Consider the following 17507-nt stretch of genomic DNA (forward strand, 5'->3'; position numbering starts at 1 on the left):
GGGGCACCAATCCGCCCCGTCAGTTCGCCTCCCGTCGCACCTCGCTCGGCACTGGTTGCGCGTTGCCGGGCCCTGGCAGGGCGACGGGGCGGAGGCCAATCAGCTCGGCCGTGCGGATCGCGCTGTCGCGCCAGAACTGGAACGAGTTGATGCGGCTGAGTTCGAGGATCGCGATCGCAACCGCGGCGAGGAACGGCAGGCTCTGCAGCACCAGCACGCCAGCGAAGATGTAGATCTCGGTGATCTGGCGGAAAGAGTTGGAGGCGATCAGCACACCGGCGCCGACCAGGAGCAGAACGCCGATCACGGCCTCCCAGAACGCCTGGAATTCGATCGACATCCGGCTCAAGCCGCCCTTGGACGTGCGCGCGAAGGCGATGTGTTCGGTGATCAGGCCTTGCGCGACGGCGCGTGACACCGTCCATTGCACGCTCATCGCCGCGATCATGGCGCCCAGCATCTGGCCGGGCTTGATCGCGACGCGGGCGCGATACATCGACAGGAAATGCGCAAGCGAGACGACGAAGGCGCCGATGATCGGCAGCGTCAGGATCTTGTCGGGGATGGCGATGTCGGCGAAGGCGACGATCGGCACCCAGACGAGGTTGAGCAGCGCCACGACCACGCCGAGGCTTTCGGCTCCGAGCCAGTTGAGCCAGCCAAGGCCGTATTCGCGCTTCTGGTCGGGCGTCAGCCGGCTCCGTCCGGGCAGGAACTGGCGCCAGTGCTTCTTCACGATCTGCAGGCCGCCATAGGCCCAGCGGTGGCGCTGCTTCTTGAAGGCCTCGTAGGTGTCGGGCAGAAGCCCCTTGCCATAGCGAGTGTTGGTGTAGTGGGTGATCCAGCCGAGCTCCTGGATCGCAAGGCCGAGATCGGAGTCCTCGCAGATCGTGTCGGATGACCAGCCGCCGGCCATGTCCATCGCGGCGCGGCGGATCAGGCACATCGTGCCGTGCACGATGACGGCGTTGAGCTCGTTGCGCTGGACCATGCCGATGTCGAAGAAGCCGGCATATTCGCCGTTCATGATGTAATGCATGATCGACAAATCGCCGTCGCGATGCTCCTGCGGCGCCTGCACCAGGCCAACGCGCGGATCGGCAAAAGCGGGCACGAGGTCCTTCAGCCAGTCGGGCTCGACGACATAGTCGGCATCGAGGATGCCGATGATCTCGGCATCCACGGCAGTGCGGTCCATGGCGATACGCAGCGCGCCGGCCTTGAAGCCCTGCACTTTCTCGGCGTTGATGAACTTGAAGCGCTCCCCGAGCGCGCGGCAATGGTCCTGGATCGGCTGCCAGAACGCCGGGTCCGGCGTGTTGTTGATGATGACGACGCATTCGTAGTTCGGATAGTCGAGCCGCGACAGCGCATCGAGCGTCTGCTTCAGCATCTCGACCGGCTCGTAATATGCGGGGATATGGATCGAGACCTTCGGGTAATAATTCTCAGGCACGTTCTCGATCGGCTTGCTCTTGGTGATCAACCGCTGCGGCGGCCGTCCGAAGGCAACGGCCGCGATCTCGTCGATGCGGGCCATCGCGATGAGGACGAGAGGAACGAGGAGAATCATGCCGAGGGTCAGCGCGAAGGCCGAGCCGAAGATGAAATAGTGGCCGTTCCAGAACGCGAACACGGTCGCGGCCCAGGCGCCGACGCCGTTGGCCGTGGCGGACAGCAGAAAGGCCTGTTTTGCCGTCGGCTGGTGCAGCCGCAAGATGGGCAGCGACAGCAGGACGCCGACCAGGAGGGCGACCGTCATGAGCTTCCAGTAGTCGGGGTTCTCCACCGGGCCGGTCCAGGCGAATTTCGGCTCGCGGCTGGCGTTCAGGATGCCCCAGTACGGACCGACGCCGCCTTCAAAATACTTCCAGGGCTGATCGATCGCCTCGACGATGTTGTATTCCATGCCCATGGCTTCGGCACGGCTGACGAAGTTCCGCAAGGTCAACGCTTGCTGGAACAGACCTGGATCGGCCTTGCGCAGATTATAGCCCGCGCTTGGCCAGCCGAACTCGGCGATCACGATGCGCTTGCCGGGAAACAGGTTGCGCAGCAGGTTGTAGCGGTCGACGGCCTGGTCGACGGCCTCGTCCGAGTGGAAGTTCTCCCAATAGGGCAGCACGTGCGCAGCGATGAAGTCGACGTTGGAGGCAAGGTCGGGGTTGTCGCGCCAGATGTTCCAGATCTCGCCGGTGGTGACGGGCACGCGCACCGCGCTCTTCACCTTCTTGATCATCTCGATGAGGTCTTCGACCTTCTGCTCACCGCGGTAGATCACCTCGTTGCCGACGACGACGCCGTTGACGTTGCTGTTCTTGCGGGCGAGCTCGATGGCGGATTTGATCTCGCGCTCGTTGCGCTCCTCGTCCTTGCCGATCCACGCACCGACGGTGACCTTGAGCCCGAATTCGGCGGCGATCGGGGGCACCAGCTCGTTGCCCTCCGTGGACGAGTACGAACGGATCGCGCGCGTCATGGTCGAGAGTTTTTTCATATCGGCGCGAATCCGTTCGGGGTCGACGGTGTTGTCGACGACATGCCCAGGTTCGAACGGCGTATAGGACAGGCTCGGCAGCAGGCCCTTGAAATCAGGCGCAGGTTCCCGGTCGCGCAGGACTCCCCAGATGCCGGCGTGGAGGACGGACACGAGCAACAGAACGGCGGCGACAACGCGCATCGCGGCTAAACCAATAGGGGCTGAAATGGCAGGGCTGCGGATCCGACCCCGAGATCCGACCGAGTCCGCGGCAAAGGGAGCATACCTCTGCCGCACGGTTTCTCAACTGTCATGGCCTCATGTCCTTATGAGGGCATGGCCTTTTGGGAGCGCGGCAGTGCCAACCCCAGCTATCGCCGATCGTTCCTGAACGACAGGTGAAACGACCTTCGGCTATTTCTGGGGTGCGGGCGAGGGGCTTGCGGCAGGCGCCGGGCTCGCGGCCGGCTGGGCGGCCGGCGCGGCGCCGTTGGTCTGCGCCGGGGGCTGGGAGGCTGCTGCCGCCGCCTGTTGCGGCTGGGCGGCCGGATTGATCCAGCAGGCGTGGACGCGGCTATCCAGGGTCTCGGCAACCTTGGGATCGATCTGGGCGCCGAAGCGGGTCAGGCAGCGGAACGCAGCCTGGATGTGGCCGCCGGGGCAGCCGAAGCGGTCATAGAGGTCGAGATGGCGGAACGCGGTATCGAGGTCATCCCGCCACATCAGCCGCACCACGCGCCGCCCGAGCCAGACGCATTCGGGATTACCTGCCGGCCCGTTGATGGCCTGGGCGGCCTCGGCGAATTCGTCGGTGCGGCGCTGGTTCTGGGCGGTCGCGTCCTTGGCGGCGTCGGCAGGCTGGGCGGCGGCCTTGCTCTGGTCGGGCGCGGGGGTCCCGCTCTGGGCGGAGGCGCCACCGAGGCTGGCGAGAAGCACAAGGGAAGAAACGGCCAACGAGGCGGCGAACTGCCGCAGGACCGCATTTCGTAACTCGAACACCCGTCGCCGCATGAATTCCCCAATGTCTCAGCCGTCCGCCCGCGGGAGGACCTCGCGGACGCCGGTCGTGATGGCGTCCAAATGGGTCTCCAATGCGGCGGAAAAGTCCCGCGAAATCCATTGGCCTGTATTTGGATTTTTGTCCAGCAAAGTCACGATGCTAGGGGCCGGTCGAACCGCCGCAGCCCAATTCGTCGGGGAGAGGGCGCGGCCAAGGCGCCTCACCCCCTTGGCAGACGACGTGCGAGCAGGTAATCGACGGACCCTTCGCGGAGGACGGAACAAATTTCTCTTCGTACGCCACTGGCGCTCCTGCTCGTCTCACTGGGTGCGATTGCTGCCGTGTGGTGGTGGCTTGCCACGCCGATCACGCTCGCGCGCGCCCCCATCGACCCCAATGACAAGGTTCAATGCGTCTCCTATGCGCCGTTCCGCGGCGAGCAAACGCCGCTGGACGCATGGACCCACATCGAGGCCGATCAAATTGAGCAGGATCTGCGCCAGCTCAAGCAGATCACCGACTGCGTCCGCACCTACTCCATTGAAAATGGGCTCGACCAGGTGCCCGCCGTTGCGACCAAGGTCGGCGGGCTGAAGGTGATCCAGGGCATCTGGCTCGGCAGCAATCGCGCCAAGAACTTTGCGCAGGTGGCGACCGCGATCCGCCTCACCAAGGATTTCCCCGACACCGTCTCCGCGCTCGTCGTCGGCAACGAGGTGTTGCTGCGCGGCGAGATGACGACGCAGGATCTCATCGCCATCATCCGTTCAGTGAAGGCGCAGGTCACCGTGCCCGTGACCTATGCCGACGTTTGGGAATATTGGCTGAAGAACCGCGAGGTCTATGACGCCGTCGATTTCGTCACCATTCACATCCTGCCTTACTGGGAGGACATGCCGGTGAAGGCGAAATTCGCCTCGTCCCATGTCGAGGCGATCCGCGAGCGGATGGCGGCGGCATTCCCTGACAAGGAGATCCTGATCGGTGAAACCGGCTGGCCGAGCGAGGGCCGCATGCGCGATGGCGCGCTTCCGTCACGCACCAACCAGGCGCGCGTCGTCTCGGAGATCTTGGGCCTCGCGAAGTCCCAGAAGTTTCGCGTCAATCTCATCGAGGCCTATGACCAGCCGTGGAAACGGCGGCTGGAAGGCACCGTCGGCGGCTATTGGGGCCTGCTCGATTCCGTACGGCGCCAGCTGAAATATCCGCCGGGCCAGCCGATCAGCAATTTCCCCCTCTGGAAATGGTACATGGGCGCCGGCATGGGCCTCAGCGTGCTGGTGTTCGCGGTTGCGGGTATCACGCTGCGGCGCCGGCCCTGGACGCCGCGCTTCTCGGCCTGGCTTGCCGTCGGCATCTCCGCGACATCGGCGGGCATCCTGCTCGGGATCGCCGCCGACAAGATGTATTACGAGAGCTATGGCTGGGGCGGCTGGCTGCAATGGGGGGCATTGCTGCTTGCCGGCATCCTCTCGCCGATCTTCTGCGCGCAGGCGCTTGTCATCGGCCGCAATCTTCCGAGCTTCCTCGACCTGCTCGGGCCGCGCGAGGGCCGCAAATGGTCGAAGCTTTCGGCCGTGCTCGGCCTGACCCTGGCGGTGACGGCGGTGATCGGGGCCGAGACCGCGCTCGGCTTCGTGTTCGATCCGCGCTACCGCGACTTCCCCTATGCCTCGCTGACGATGGCGGTGGTGCCGTTCGCGCTGCTGATGCTAAACCGGCCGCAGATTGGCGTGCGCCCGATCGCGGAAGCGGTGTTCGCGGGACTGCTGGCGGTATCGGCGGTCTACGTGTTTCTGAACGAAGGCCGCGACAATTGGCAGGCGATGTGGACCGGCGCGATCTATCTCTTGTTCGCGCTCACGCTGTGGCGGGCGCGGGCCGAGCAAAGCCAAGGATGAGCAGGCCGATCGCAAGGCCCGCCAGCACGATGTTGTAGAGCACGATGCCGAGGCCGGCTGCGACCACGCCGAGCGTGAGCAGCACGATCGAGGGCCGCATCAGGTTCAGCGTCGCGATGACGAGCGCAACGATGCCGAACACCGAGTTCTTGAACAGCGACGTCGACAGCGAGCGCGCCTTGCAGATCATGGTCTGCAGGCCGGCGTCGCACGCGAGCGCCACCGTCGAGAACTCGATCGCGAGATAGCGCACATAGAGCGCCCAGCCGACGGTGACGAACCCGACGACGATGAGAAACTGGACCTGATAGGGCGTGAGGCGAAACGGCTTCTTTGTCATGCGGGCAATATGGTCGGGATGGCCGGAGGGAGCAACAGGGGGCAGGGCATTTTTGCACCGGGTCACTGCTCGCCCGCTGGCTCATTTGCTGCACTCCGCGAATCGGAACCGTAGCGATACGGATTTGCGAAAATTTTGGCCCGCCCTAACGTTCGACTCGAACGCGCGGGGCGTGACGGCTGATTCGATCAGGAGCTGATCACCTCGTTCAAGGGCGCGATGGCGAGGAAGCAAGCGGGGTTCGCAATGACTGAAGCGTTGCAGATCAATTTCGCGCTGTGGGGCATGATCATCTGTGCGGCGATCAAGATCAGCCAGATGATGGCCATCTAGCGGGGCGCATCCGTCGCCAGATCGCAGCGCGCAAGCTTGGTCATGAGTTGGCCCGGCCTCGCTCACGCAACCCTGAGCTCCGGCTCGTCAATCAAGCGCGCTGATCGCCTATCGCCTGAAGAACGACGATATCGCCGATCCCGCTGACGCCGTCTCCGGTGGCTTGGCTGCGGCTGCCGCCGGCTGCGGCGCGGGCGCCGGCTCTTCGCGCTTCGAGCGCTTGGAGGAGTAGCTGCGGCGATGCCTGTCGGGCTTGACGGTCGGCGCAGGCGAAGGCGCCGGGGTCGTCTCGGCTTGTGGCACGGAGTCCTGGGTCTTCTCGGAGTTCTTCTCCGATCCCTTGTCTTGGGATTTGTCTTGGGATTTGTCCTGAGATCTTTCCTGGGATTTTTCCGAGCCGCCGCGCATCGACAGGCGCTGGCCATCGAACACCGTGGTCTCGCAATGGCGGTCGCTTTCGGCGAGGCCGGCACAGAGCTTTGCCGCGGCGGCGGCATTGATCAGCGGACCTGCGCCGAGCCGGAGCTGCATGCCGAGGCCGTTCGAGCCTTCCTTGATCATGATGATCGGCCGGAGTGCGGCGATCTCGGGGTTGGACTTGCTCAGTCCACGCCAGAGCGCGCGCAAGCCATCGACCGAATTCGCACCGCCGAGTTCGATCGCAAAGCGCGTCTGCTGAACTGCGATGGCGGTGGCCTCGGCTTCCGTTGCCTCCGCCGGCTTGGCTGATGCCGCTGCGACTTCGGTCGGAGCTGGCGCCGGCTCGGGCTTCTTGTCGGCGGCCTTCTCGCTTTGCTCCGGCTGGATCAGTTTCGACGCGGCGGGATCGGGCGGCGCCATGATCGATTTCTGCTGCACCAACGGAAGAATGGGCACAGTCGATGCCGTCGCCGGCGACTGCGGAACGAGCGAGGCGGCAGCCGCCGTCTGCGGGGGCGGGTTCGACTGATCCTTCGCCGCCTCTTTCGAGGCGTCCTTGCTCGCGTTGTCCTTGGCCTCTTTGCCGGGCGTGGCGCGCGGCTTGTCGACCAGCGAGGCGGCGGTCGATGCGACCGGTGCGACGTCAGGTGCCGGAGGCGCGGGCTGCGCGGCGGTGACGGGGACGTCCTGCAGCTTCGAGGCTGGCGCCGGCTGCGACGTCGCGCTTTGCTTGGCGATGGCGCCGGTGACGGAGTCGAGCCCCTGCTCGAGCACCGTGACACGCGAATAGAGCCGGTCGCGATCGGTGTTCAGGGTGTCGATCGCGGAGGCGAGGCGCCGGGCTTCGAGCTGGCTTTGCTTGGTCAGCACCTGAATCTGATCGGATTGGCGGACGAGGTCGGCGGAGGCGACCTGGTCGCGCCGCCAGCCGAGCTGGGCCTGGTTGGCCATCACGGCGATCACGACGGCGCCGACAGCGCCGACGCCCCATGAGCCCAGCCGCCACAGCAAACGACGATCGAAAGGGCCTTCCTCGGCCAAAAGTCCGGAGAACAGCCCGCCGGTCTCCTTGTCGCCGAAGGCATCCGCCAGTGGGTCGGAATCCTTTGCCATGAACGTTAAGTGCCCAGCCCTGTCTGGCTTCCCCGAATCAATCAAGGAACATTAACAGGAAAACCCACGCGCACTTGAATTCCGGGCGTTTGCGGGGGTAGCAAGGCAGAAAGCTCAGGTGGCATCGGCGTGTCGCCCGTCGATGTGATGATCGATTCGGCCATATTTGACAGGATTGCGATGACCGTCCGCTCTAGCCTCACGATCGTGCTCGCCGCCGGCGAGGGCACGCGCATGCGATCGAACCTGCCGAAAGTGCTGCATTCCGTCGCCCACCAGTCGTTGCTGGCCCATGTGCTCGGCGCCGCTCCGCAGGGAACCGGTACGGCGCTTGCGGTGGTGATCGGCCCCGACCATCAGGCGGTCGCGGACGAGGCAAGGCGTATCCGCCCCGACGCGCTCATCTTCGTGCAGGCCGAGCGGCTCGGCACGGCGCATGCGGTGCTGGCGGCGCGTGAGGCCATTGCGCGCGGCGTGGATGACATCCTGATCGCCTTCGGCGACACGCCACTGATCTCGGCCGAGACTTTTGCGCGGCTGCGTGCGCCGCTCGCTAGCGGGGCCGCGATCGCCGCGCTCGGCTTCCGCGCCGCGGATCCGTCAGGTTATGGACGCTTCATCGTCGAGGGCGATCGCCTGGTTGCGATCCGCGAGCATGCCGATGCGAGTGCCGAGGAACGCAAGATCGATCTGTGCAATGCCGGCGTGATGGCGATCGACGGCCGCCGTGCGCTCGCGATCCTCGACAGGATCGGCAACGCGAATTCCAAGGGCGAGTTCTATCTGACCGATGCGGTCGGCGTTACCAACGACAATGGATGGGAGTCCGTCGTGATCGAAACCAGCGAGGACGAAGTGCGCGGCATCAACACCAAGGCCCAGCTTGCGGAAGCGGAAGGCGTGATGCAGGCGCGGCTGCGCAGGGCTGCAATGGAGGCGGGCGTCACGCTGATCGCCCCCGAAACGGTTTTCCTCGCCGCCGATACCGTGTTCGGCAAGGACGTCACCATCGAGCCGTTCGTGGTGATCGGCCCCGGCGTGTCGATCGCCGACGGCACCGTCATTCATTCCTTCTCGCATATCGTCGGGACCACGCTTGGCAAGAAGGTGTCGATCGGACCCTATGCGCGGCTCAGGCCCGGCACGTCGCTCGGCGACGGTGCGCGGATCGGCAATTTCGTGGAGACCAAGGCGGCGACGCTCGAGGCCGGCGTCAAGGTCAACCATCTCTCCTACATTGGAGACGCCACCGTCGGTGCCAATTCCAACATCGGCGCCGGCACCATCACCTGCAACTACGATGGCTTCAAGAAGCACAAGACGGTGATCGGGCAGGGCGCCTTCGTCGGTACCAATTCCTCGCTTGTCGCGCCGGTGAAGATCGGCAACGGCGCCTATATCGGCTCGGGTTCTGTGATCACGCGCGATGTGCCCGACGACGCGATGGCGCTCGAGCGCAGCCAGCAGACCATCCGCGAAGGCGGTGCGGCGCGCTACCGCGAGATGAAGACGGGCGGCAAGAAAACTGAGAAGTAGTCGGGGAAATGAGCGCTGATTGCCGTGTCCCCGCGCTTTGTTCGTGATCTCGTCAGTTTTCTGATTGACACATTCGTCACGGGGATTGGGCGAGTTCTGCTGTGGGAAATCAACGAGTACGAACCGCCAGAGATTGTAGCTCTCGTCATCGGGCTGACGTTCTGGGCGCTCCTCATTTTCCTCGTGTGGGCCGCGCTGATGGGGTGGTGAGGTCTGCCGTTATTCGTCGTCGGCGAATTCGGAGAAGATGGCGCGCGTCAGGCGCCAGCCGCGCGGCTTGGCGCGTTTGACCGGCTCGCCTTCAGGATGCTTGATGAAAACGGGCTTGCTTTCCTTGCCGCGCTGAGGCGGCGGCCAATGCGCAAGGTGCGTGCCGGAGGTCTCACTGGCGCGGATATACAGCGATGACAGACCCTTGCGGTCGGACGTGGTGGCTTTCATGGCCTTGATCTCCCGGTCGGGAATCGTTGGCCAAACTTGTTGACATCGGGTTAATGCGCGCGGTTAAAGGCCGACTAAATCGACGCAGGCGAAGCTCAGGTTGCGGTCCACGCTGTCTCAATCCGCAATAATTATTGAGTATCTGGTTCCCTCTGAATTTCGCTAAAAACCGAGCGTGTCGTTTAGGCGATTTTTCGACGATTTGGGGGATATTGATCCGCATGTGCGGGATTGTCGGCATTCTCGGGCGCGAGCCGGTTGCAGAGCAATTGGTGGATTCGCTCAAACGTCTCGAATATCGCGGCTATGATTCCGCGGGTGTCGCCACTCTCGAAGGCAAGCACCTGGCGCGCCGCCGCGCCGAGGGCAAGCTGAAGAATTTGGAGAAGCGGCTGGAAGCCGAGCCGCTGAAGGGGACGACCGGCATCGGTCACACCCGCTGGGCCACGCACGGCAAGCCGACCGTCAACAACGCCCATCCGCATGCGACCGATCGCGTTGCGGTCGTGCATAACGGCATCATCGAGAATTTCCGTGAGCTGCGCGAGGAGCTCGAGAAGAAGGGCACGGTGTTCCACACCGAGACCGACACCGAGATCGTGCTGCACCTCGTCGACGATCTTCTGACGCGCGGAAACAAACCGGTGGAAGCGGTCAAGCTGACGCTGGCGCGCTTGCGCGGCGCCTTCGCGCTCGGCTTCATCTTCGCCGGCGACGACGACCTCATGATCGGCGCCCGCAACGGACCGCCACTCGCGATCGGCTATGGCGACGGCGAGATGTATCTCGGCTCGGACGCCATCGCGCTCGGCCCGTTCACCGACACGATCAGCTATCTCGAGGATGGCGACTGGGTGGTGCTGACCCGCAAGGGCGCCAACATCTTCGACAAGGACGGCCAGTCCGTCGAACGCGACAAGATCAGGCACGCCGCCTCGACCTCGCTGGTCGACAAGGCGAACTACCGCCACTTCATGGCGAAGGAAATCCACGAGCAGCCGGAAGTGGTCGGCCATACGCTGGCGCGCTATGTCGACATGGCGACCGAGCGGGTCTCGCTGCCGGTCAAGCTGCCGTTCGATTTCAAGGACATCCAGCGCATCAACATCACGGCCTGCGGCACCGCGAGTTACGCCGGTATCGTCGCCAAATACTGGTTCGAGCGCTTTGCGCGCCTGCCGGTCGAGGTCGATGTTGCCTCCGAATTCCGCTACCGCGAAGCGCCGCTGCGCAAGGGCGATCTAGCGATCTTCATCTCGCAATCCGGCGAGACCGCCGACACGCTGGCGGCGCTGCGCTACGCCAAGGCGGAGGGCGCGCACACGATCGGCGTCGTCAACGTGCCGACCTCGACGATCGCGCGCGAAAGCGAGACCGTGCTGCAGACGCTGGCCGGCCCCGAGATCGGCGTCGCCTCGACCAAGGCCTTCACCTGCCAGCTCATGGTGCTGGCAAATCTGGCTATCGCGGCCGGCAAGGCGAGAGGCGTATTGTCCGATGAGGACGAGACCAAGCTCGTTCACGGCCTCGTCGAGATTCCGCGTCTGATGTCGGATGCGCTCACCACCGAGGTTCAGATCGAGAAGCTCGCGCACCGGATCGCAAAATCCCGCGACGTGCTCTATCTCGGTCGCGGCACCAGCTTTCCGCTGGCGCTCGAAGGCGCGCTGAAGCTGAAGGAAATCTCCTACATCCACGCCGAGGGCTATGCCGCCGGCGAGCTCAAGCACGGCCCGATCGCGCTGATCGACGAGACCATGCCTGTCGTCGTGATCGCGCCCTATGACCGCGTGTTCGAGAAGACCGTCTCCAACATGCAGGAGGTCGCGGCCCGCGGCGGCAACATCATCCTGATGACCGACGCCAAAGGCGCTGCGGAGGCGACGGTGAATTCGCTCGTCACCATCGTCCTGCCCGACATGGCCGCGGCCTTCACGCCGATGGTCTACGCCGTTCCGGTCCAACTGCTCGCCTATCACACGGCGGTCGTGATGGGCACCGACGTCGATCAGCCGCGCAATCTCGCGAAATCCGTGACCGTGGAATAGGCAGAAGGGATTCAGGTCGCGCTCTTCCAAAACCTGCTAGAAGCCCCTAGCTTGGACGAAGCGACCGACCTGGAACCCGAATGACCACCCGCGACGACGCGCCAGCGCCTCTTGATCCTGCCCCGGAACCGCATACCGGCCTGATGGGCCGGTTTCGCAATTATTTCCTGACTGGGCTGATCGTCACCGGTCCGATTGCGATCACGCTGTATCTGGTCTGGTGGTTCGTCACCTGGGTCGACGGCGTGGTGCGGCCATTCGTGCCGCTGGCCTATCGGCCGGAAACCTATCTGCCTTACGGCGTTCCCGGCTGGGGACTGATTGTCGCATTCTTCACGCTGACGCTGGTCGGCTTCCTCGCGGCGAACCTGATCGGCCGCACGCTGGTCGATGTCGGCGAGACTTTCCTCGGCCGGATCCCGGCGGTGCGCGCAATCTATCGCGGCCTGAAGCAGGTGTTCGAGACGTTGTTCTCGGGCAAGGGTTCGAGCTTCCGCAAGGTGGGCCTCGTCGAGTTTCCTTCGCCCGGCATGTGGTCGATCGTGCTGATCTCCCAATCGCCGAACGAAGAGGTTTCACGCAGCCTGCCGGGGCAGGAGGAACATGTCTCGGTGTTTCTGCCGTGCTCACCGAACCCGACCACCGGATTTTTCTTTTACGTGCCCAAGAGCAAGATCATCGAGGTCGACCTCACCGCCGAGGATGCCGCAACGCTGATCATGTCGGCCGGCGTGGTGCAGCCCGGCTCGGCCCCGGACCCGAAGAAGGCCGCCGCGCTCGCGGGCATGGCCAATGCCGCGCGCATTGCCAATGCCTCCACGCTCCAGCCCGAGCCTGCGAAGGCGGAGTAGGGCTATTCCCCGGCGGGATAGCCTGCGGTCACGCAGGCGTTTGCGTCCTCTGCTATCGTTCCAGTCGGACCGAGCGTCACGCTTGGAAGTTGAACTGGAGCGCCTCGATGTCAAAGACCATTGCGATCCTCGCGCCCGGTGCCATGGGCAGCGCGGTGGCCCGTCGCCTGAGCGAGAACGGCGCGCGCGTGCTGACGTCTTTGAAGGGACGCAGCGAGGCGACGCAGCAGCGCGCGGCGGATGCCGGCATGATCGGCGCCGAGGACGATGCGATCGCGGGTGCCGATATTATTCTCTCGATCGTGCCGCCGGGCGAGGCGGAGGCACTGGCGGAGCGACTGGCCGGCCTGATCGTGAAGCGGGCGAAGAAGCCGGTCGTGGTCGACTGCAACGCCGTCAACGTCGACACGGTGAGGCGGATCGAAGAGATCATCGGCTCGGCGCAGGCGCCCTTCGTCGACGGCGGCATCATCGGCTTCCCGCCGCAGCCGGGCGGCAAGAGTCCGGCCTTCTACATGTCCGGCGAGCACGCCAAGGATCTCGCCGTTCTCAGGGATTTCGGGCTCGACATCCGCATCGTCGAAGGTCCGGTGGGTGCCGCCTCTGCGCTCAAGATGTCCTATGCCGGCATCGTCAAGGGTCTCGCCGGCATTGGCTCGGCCATGGTGGTCGCGGCGACCAAGGCGGGAGCCGCGGACGCGCTCCGCGACGAGCTCGCGCTCAGCCAGCCCGCAATCCTGGCGCGGCTCGAGGTCGCACTGCCGGACATGATCCCCAAGGCCTATCGCTGGGTCGCCGAGATGCACGAGATATCAGGCTTCCTCGGGCCCGATCATCCGGCAAGCCAGATCTACGAGGGTTTTGCCAAATGGTTCGAGCATCTCGCCGCTGACGCGAAGGGAGAGGCGGTCGATGCGGCGCTGCTGAAGGCGTTTGCCGCCGGTGTCGCGAAGAAGAAGGCCTGATGATCAGGCTTTCGGGCCCGAAGCGTCAGACCAGTTGACCATTACCGCGTCCAGGCGATCGCGATCCCGTGAGCTGACTTCATGTGTCCTGAGGGACCGAGCATCCCGCGCATCACGACGTGCATGATGCAGCATAAATCGGAGCTCAGCCCGGGATGCCGCGCGATCGTGGATCGCGACACCGCGCCGCCGCAGCAGGCGGTCAAGACGGACCCCGATCTGGAGTAAGAGTCGCCACAAAATCCGTGATGTCCCGGTCGCTTCCCAGGCGCACGACTGGGACCTCGGCGCCATATTTTAACCGTTCCGCCTCGATGACCGGCGCACGTTCGGTGCCATATCGCCAGGCCTCGCGCATCAATTTCCAGTCGAACTGCTCCGGGCATCCCTTCGGCAAATCGGGCCTCATCGCGTCGCGATCGACAGCCGAGCGCCGGAGAATGCGCCACTGGCACAGCCAGCGCGGGCGGTCGATGACGACCAGAAGCTCGGCACGCGCGAGCGTGAGATCGAAGGCCAGTCCTGAGAAGCTGCCATCGACGACCCATGCATCGGCCGCGATCGCTTCACTGACGCGGAGGCGAAAGCCTGCCGTTTCGGATGGTTTCCATCCCGGCCGCCAATAGAGCACGTCGAGATGGATGACCGGCAGCCCGAGCTTTCTCCCGAGCTTGAGCGCAAGAGCAGTCTTTCCACTTCCCTGGCTGCCAACGACGATGATCCGGCGCATGATGCGAGGGTTTCACGAAATTTGCCGCATTGAAAGATAGTCGCGCGGGCCGAACTGATCGAGGCGTGGAGAGTCCATCCACATCGTCAACGCGAGCGGCATCTGCTATTGTTTTACGGACGCAGGATTTCTGCGATGGGAGTTCGAATGCGGGTTTTGGTGATCGGCGCGGGCGCGCTCGGGGGGTATTACGGCGCTTGCGTCGCGCGGGCAGGTGGCGACGTGACGTTTCTGGTTCGCGCGAAACGAGCCGAGCAATTGCGCCGGGATGGATTGCGGATCGTGAGCCCGCATGGCGACTTTGCCGTGCAGCCGAAGATCGTCGAGGCCAGCGATCTCAAGGCGCCCTACGACGTCGTGCTCGTCGGCGTGAAAGCCTACTCGCTCGACGACGCAATGAGCCAGTTCGCCCCCGCCGTCGGCACCAACACCATGGTTCTGCCCATCCTGAACGGGTTGAAACATATCGACGCTCTGACCGCGCGGTTCGGCGCGGCGTGCGTCCTCGGTGGCTTGGCCAATGTCAGCGCCGGGCTCGATGCGGATGGCCGTGTCGTTCAGTTCATGGCCAATCAGACCATCGTCTTCGGCGAGACCAAGGGGGCGCTGAGTGAGCGCACGCTGGCTTTGGAGAAGCTGTTCAACGTCCCCGGGATCGACGTGCGCGCCAGCGAAGCGATCATGCAGGACATGTGGGAAAAGTTCGTCCAGCTCTCGACGCTCGCCGGCGTCACCTGCCTGATGCGCGCAAGCATCGGCGACATCCTGGCCGTTCCGAACGGCGAGCAATCAATCTTTCGCTTGTTCGCGGAATGCTGCACAGTTGCGACCGCTTCGGGTTTTGAGCCGCGGGCCCCGTTCATCGAGTTCGACCGAAAACTGTTCACGACCCTGGACTCGCCGCTCAAGGCCTCGATGCTGCGCGACATCGAGCGCGGCTCGATGACCGAGTCCGAGCATATCCTGGGTGATATGGCCAACCGGGCACGGTCGCTTGGCATCGAAACGCCGCTGCTGGATCTGGCACGGGCGCATGTTGCGGCTTATGAAGTCGGGCGCCGGAGAGCCGCGAGCTAGCCAGCCCCGATCAAGGGGATCGCCTCGTCCCGCTCGTAGAGATACAGCAGGCACCTTAGCGCCTCGCCGCGCTCGCCTTTCAGCTTCGGATCGTCCTTCATGATCCGAAGCGCCTCGTCTCTGGCCTGCGTGATGAGCTGGCCGTGGACCTCCGAGCGCGCGATGCGGTACCCGGGCAGGCCGCTCTGGCGCACGCCCAGCACATCGCCTTCGCCGCGCAGCTTCAGATCCTCCTCGGCGATGCGAAAGCCGTCGGTGGTCTCGCGGATCACCTTCAGCCGGGCCTTCGACATCTCGCCGAGCGGCTCGCTGTAGAGCAGGATGCAGGTCGAGGCCTCCGAGCCGCGGCCGATGCGGCCGCGGAGCTGATGCAGCTGCGCGAGGCCAAAGCGCTCGGCATTCTCGATTACCATGATGGTCGCGGCCGGCACGTCGACACCGACCTCGACGACGGTGGTCGCAACCAGAAGGCCGATCTCGTGGGCCGCGAACTGCCCCATGACACGGTCTTTCTCGATGCCTTTCATCTGGCCATGGACCAAACCGACACGATCTCCAAAGCGCTTTTGCAGGCTCTCGAAACGCTTGGTCGCATTGGTGAGGTGCTCGGTGCCTTCGGCCTCGGATTCCTCGACCAGCGGGCAGATCCAGTACACCAGCTTGCCGGACTCCAGCGCGCGGCCGACGCCGTCCATGACCTCACCGAGCCGGCTCATGGCGACGGCACGGGTGTCGATCGGCTGGCGGCCGGCGGGTTTTTCGCGGAGCTCGCTAATGTCCATGTCACCGAAATAGGTGAGCACCAGCGTGCGCGGGATCGGCGTGGCGCTCAGCACGAGAACATCGACCGCTTCGCCCTTCGACGTCAGCGCCAGCCGCTCGCGCACGCCGAAGCGGTGCTGCTCGTCGACGATGGCGAGCGCAAGATCGCTAAAGAGCACGTCGTCCTGGATCAGCGCATGGGTGCCGACGAGCAGGTCGATCCCGCCCTCGGCAAGCTGGGTGATGATCTCGCGCCGCTCCTTGCCCTTTTCGCGGCCGGTGAGGATCGCAACCCGCATGCCGGCGCGCTCGGCGAGCGGCGCGATGGTCTTGATGTGCTGGCGCGCCAGGATCTCGGTCGGGGCCATCAGCGCGGCCTGCTTGCCGACTTCGGCGACGGCCGCAGCCGCTAGCAGCGCCACCACCGTCTTCCCGGAGCCGACATCGCCCTGGAGCAGGCGCAGCATGCGCACGGGCTGCGTCAGGTCGTCGGCGATCGCCTTCGCGGCGTTGCGCTGGGAGGGCGTGAGGGCATAGGGCAGGGCGTCGATGATCTTGTTGCGCAAGTGCCCGTCGCCGGCGTTGCGCACGCCGGCAGGCCGCCGCAGCTGCGCGCGGATCAGCGCAAGCGCGAGCTGGCCGGCCAGCAGCTCGTCGAAGGCCAGGCGTGACCAGAAGCGCTGATCGGGCAGGATGTCCGTCAGCTCGACCGGCTGGTGCACGCGATTGAGTGCTTCCGCAACAGGCGGAAAATTGCAGCGGCGCAGCACCTCCGGGCTGATCCATTCGGGCAGCGCAGGCAGCTTGAGCAGCGCCTGCGCGATTGCGCGGCGGAGCGAGCCGAGCGCGAGACCCTCGGTGAGCGGATAGACGGGATCGATCCCCGAGAGTTTCGAGATCGCTTCCTCGTCCAGCACGCGGTCGGGATGCACGATCTGCGGGATGCCGTCATACATCTGCAACGTGCCGGAAACGAAGCGCTTCTCGCCCACGGGCAGCAGCTTCTCGACATAGCCGGGCTTGGCGCGAAAGAACGTCAGCACGACATCGCCGGTATCGTCGCTGGCATAGACCAAATACGGCGCGCGCACATTGCGCGGCGGAGGCGGGCGGTGACGATCGACGGTGACCTCCAGCGTCACCATGGCTCCCTGGACGGCGTCGCGGATCTTCGGCCGGGCCCGGCGGTCGATCACCTGGCTCGGCAGATGCAAGAGCAGGTCGACCAGCCGCGGCGTCTCGCTCCGGCTGAGCAGATATTGCAGCAGCTTGTCCTGCTTCGGACCGACGCCGGGCAGGCTGGTCACGGGAGCAAACAGCGGATTGAGCAGGCTGGGGCGCATGAGGGCGAATCTAGGATCGTTTCGGCCCGTCATGCCCGGCTTTATGCCGGGCATCCACGTCTTTTTTCGTGGCGCCTCCAGCGGGTGCCGCCATGCCAAATCGAGGGCTGACACCGGCAGTTCCAGTGGCTATATCACGGCGGCCCGGCACGTCCGGGCTTTCGGCGT

General features: G+C 64.7%; 14 protein-coding genes. 7 read left to right on the plus strand and 7 right to left on the minus strand.

Annotated features, from left to right (window positions below; translation table 11 throughout):
• Positions 1-19 precede the first annotated feature (19 nt).
• On the minus strand, positions 20-2680 hold the full coding sequence (locus tag L6637_RS01395; RefSeq protein WP_237868816.1) for a glycosyltransferase: 2661 nt from the start codon (positions 2678-2680) through the stop codon (positions 20-22).
• Between the two features lie 213 nt (positions 2681-2893).
• Positions 2894-3490, minus strand: a complete 597-nt coding sequence (locus L6637_RS01400) for a beta-1-3, beta-1-6-glucan biosynthesis protein (RefSeq protein WP_237862277.1) — start codon at positions 3488-3490, stop codon at positions 2894-2896.
• 330 nt (positions 3491-3820) lie between these two features.
• On the opposite strand from L6637_RS01400, the gene L6637_RS01405 reads away from it, so the two are divergent.
• A complete protein-coding gene (locus tag L6637_RS01405; protein ID WP_237868817.1) occupies positions 3821-5380 on the plus strand; it encodes a glycoside hydrolase family 17 protein in 1560 nt (519 codons plus the stop codon).
• On the opposite strand, the gene L6637_RS01410 is transcribed toward L6637_RS01405, so the two are convergent.
• Together L6637_RS01410 and L6637_RS01415 are read right to left on the minus strand one after the other, a co-directional pair.
• Positions 5340-5720 carry a hypothetical protein gene (locus L6637_RS01410; RefSeq protein ID WP_237862279.1) on the minus strand — a complete coding sequence of 127 codons (381 nt, stop codon included), beginning with the start codon at positions 5718-5720 and terminating at the stop codon, positions 5340-5342. The genes L6637_RS01405 and L6637_RS01410 overlap by 41 nt on opposite strands.
• A 441-nt stretch (positions 5721-6161) precedes the next feature.
• Positions 6162-7586, minus strand: a complete 1425-nt coding sequence (locus tag L6637_RS01415) for a hypothetical protein (protein ID WP_237868818.1) — start codon at positions 7584-7586, stop codon at positions 6162-6164.
• Positions 7587-7766: 180 nt separating this feature from the next.
• On the opposite strand from L6637_RS01415, the gene glmU reads away from it, so the two are divergent.
• Together glmU and L6637_RS01425 are read left to right on the plus strand one after the other, a co-directional pair.
• A complete protein-coding gene (glmU, locus tag L6637_RS01420) occupies positions 7767-9122 on the plus strand; it encodes a bifunctional UDP-N-acetylglucosamine diphosphorylase/glucosamine-1-phosphate N-acetyltransferase GlmU (RefSeq protein ID WP_237868819.1) in 1356 nt (451 codons plus the stop codon).
• A 24-nt stretch (positions 9123-9146) separates the two neighbouring features.
• Positions 9147-9332: a hypothetical protein gene (locus L6637_RS01425; protein WP_237868820.1), complete on the plus strand. Its 186-nt coding sequence runs from the start codon at positions 9147-9149 to the stop codon at positions 9330-9332.
• A 9-nt stretch (positions 9333-9341) separates the two neighbouring features.
• Here the strand turns inward: L6637_RS01425 and L6637_RS01430 are convergent, their stop codons facing one another.
• Positions 9342-9563 carry a hypothetical protein gene (locus tag L6637_RS01430; RefSeq protein ID WP_237862283.1) on the minus strand — a complete coding sequence of 74 codons (222 nt, stop codon included), beginning with the start codon at positions 9561-9563 and terminating at the stop codon, positions 9342-9344.
• 221 nt (positions 9564-9784) lie between these two features.
• Here L6637_RS01430 and glmS point away from each other — a divergent pair, with 221 nt between their 5' ends.
• The 3 genes from glmS (at position 9785) to L6637_RS01445 (ending at position 13427) form a co-directional block, all read left to right on the plus strand.
• Positions 9785-11611 (plus strand): glutamine--fructose-6-phosphate transaminase (isomerizing), encoded by a 1827-nt coding sequence (gene glmS / locus L6637_RS01435; protein ID WP_237862284.1) that lies wholly within the window; start codon positions 9785-9787, stop codon positions 11609-11611.
• A gap of 80 nt (positions 11612-11691) precedes the next feature.
• Complete coding sequence (locus L6637_RS01440) at positions 11692-12462, plus strand: DUF502 domain-containing protein (protein ID WP_237862285.1); 771 nt, start codon at positions 11692-11694, stop codon at positions 12460-12462.
• A gap of 107 nt (positions 12463-12569) precedes the next feature.
• Positions 12570-13427 (plus strand): NAD(P)-dependent oxidoreductase, encoded by an 858-nt coding sequence (locus L6637_RS01445; RefSeq protein WP_237868822.1) that lies wholly within the window; start codon positions 12570-12572, stop codon positions 13425-13427.
• Between the two features lie 202 nt (positions 13428-13629).
• Here the strand turns inward: L6637_RS01445 and L6637_RS01450 are convergent, their stop codons facing one another.
• Positions 13630-14157 carry a P-loop NTPase family protein gene (locus tag L6637_RS01450; protein ID WP_237868824.1) on the minus strand — a complete coding sequence of 176 codons (528 nt, stop codon included), beginning with the start codon at positions 14155-14157 and terminating at the stop codon, positions 13630-13632.
• Between the two features lie 147 nt (positions 14158-14304).
• Here L6637_RS01450 and panE point away from each other — a divergent pair, with 147 nt between their 5' ends.
• A complete protein-coding gene (panE, locus tag L6637_RS01455; protein WP_237868826.1) occupies positions 14305-15234 on the plus strand; it encodes a 2-dehydropantoate 2-reductase in 930 nt (309 codons plus the stop codon).
• Here panE and recG read toward each other — a convergent pair.
• Positions 15231-17339, minus strand: coding sequence for an ATP-dependent DNA helicase RecG (gene recG, locus L6637_RS01460; protein WP_237868828.1), 2109 nt, complete (start codon positions 17337-17339; stop codon positions 15231-15233). The genes panE and recG overlap by 4 nt on opposite strands.
• Positions 17340-17507: the final 168 nt, after the last annotated feature.

This window comes from Bradyrhizobium zhengyangense (genome assembly GCF_022012435.1).
GTDB lineage: Bacteria > Pseudomonadota > Alphaproteobacteria > Rhizobiales > Xanthobacteraceae > Bradyrhizobium > Bradyrhizobium zhengyangense.

Coding starts and splice junctions, on each gene's coding strand:
- L6637_RS01395 (WP_237868816.1), bottom strand. CDS start 2,680: ATGCGCGTTGTCGCCGCCGTTCTGTTGCTCGTGTCCGTCCTCCACGCC.
- L6637_RS01400 (WP_237862277.1), bottom strand. CDS start 3,490: ATGCGGCGACGGGTGTTCGAGTTACGAAATGCGGTCCTGCGGCAGTTC.
- L6637_RS01410 (WP_237862279.1), bottom strand. CDS start 5,720: ATGACAAAGAAGCCGTTTCGCCTCACGCCCTATCAGGTCCAGTTTCTC.
- L6637_RS01415 (WP_237868818.1), bottom strand. CDS start 7,586: ATGGCAAAGGATTCCGACCCACTGGCGGATGCCTTCGGCGACAAGGAG.
- glmU (WP_237868819.1), top strand. CDS start 7,767: ATGACCGTCCGCTCTAGCCTCACGATCGTGCTCGCCGCCGGCGAGGGC.
- L6637_RS01430 (WP_237862283.1), bottom strand. CDS start 9,563: ATGAAAGCCACCACGTCCGACCGCAAGGGTCTGTCATCGCTGTATATC.
- glmS (WP_237862284.1), top strand. CDS start 9,785: ATGTGCGGGATTGTCGGCATTCTCGGGCGCGAGCCGGTTGCAGAGCAA.
- L6637_RS01440 (WP_237862285.1), top strand. CDS start 11,692: ATGACCACCCGCGACGACGCGCCAGCGCCTCTTGATCCTGCCCCGGAA.
- L6637_RS01445 (WP_237868822.1), top strand. CDS start 12,570: ATGTCAAAGACCATTGCGATCCTCGCGCCCGGTGCCATGGGCAGCGCG.
- L6637_RS01450 (WP_237868824.1), bottom strand. CDS start 14,157: ATGCGCCGGATCATCGTCGTTGGCAGCCAGGGAAGTGGAAAGACTGCT.
- panE (WP_237868826.1), top strand. CDS start 14,305: ATGCGGGTTTTGGTGATCGGCGCGGGCGCGCTCGGGGGGTATTACGGC.
- recG (WP_237868828.1), bottom strand. CDS start 17,339: ATGCGCCCCAGCCTGCTCAATCCGCTGTTTGCTCCCGTGACCAGCCTG.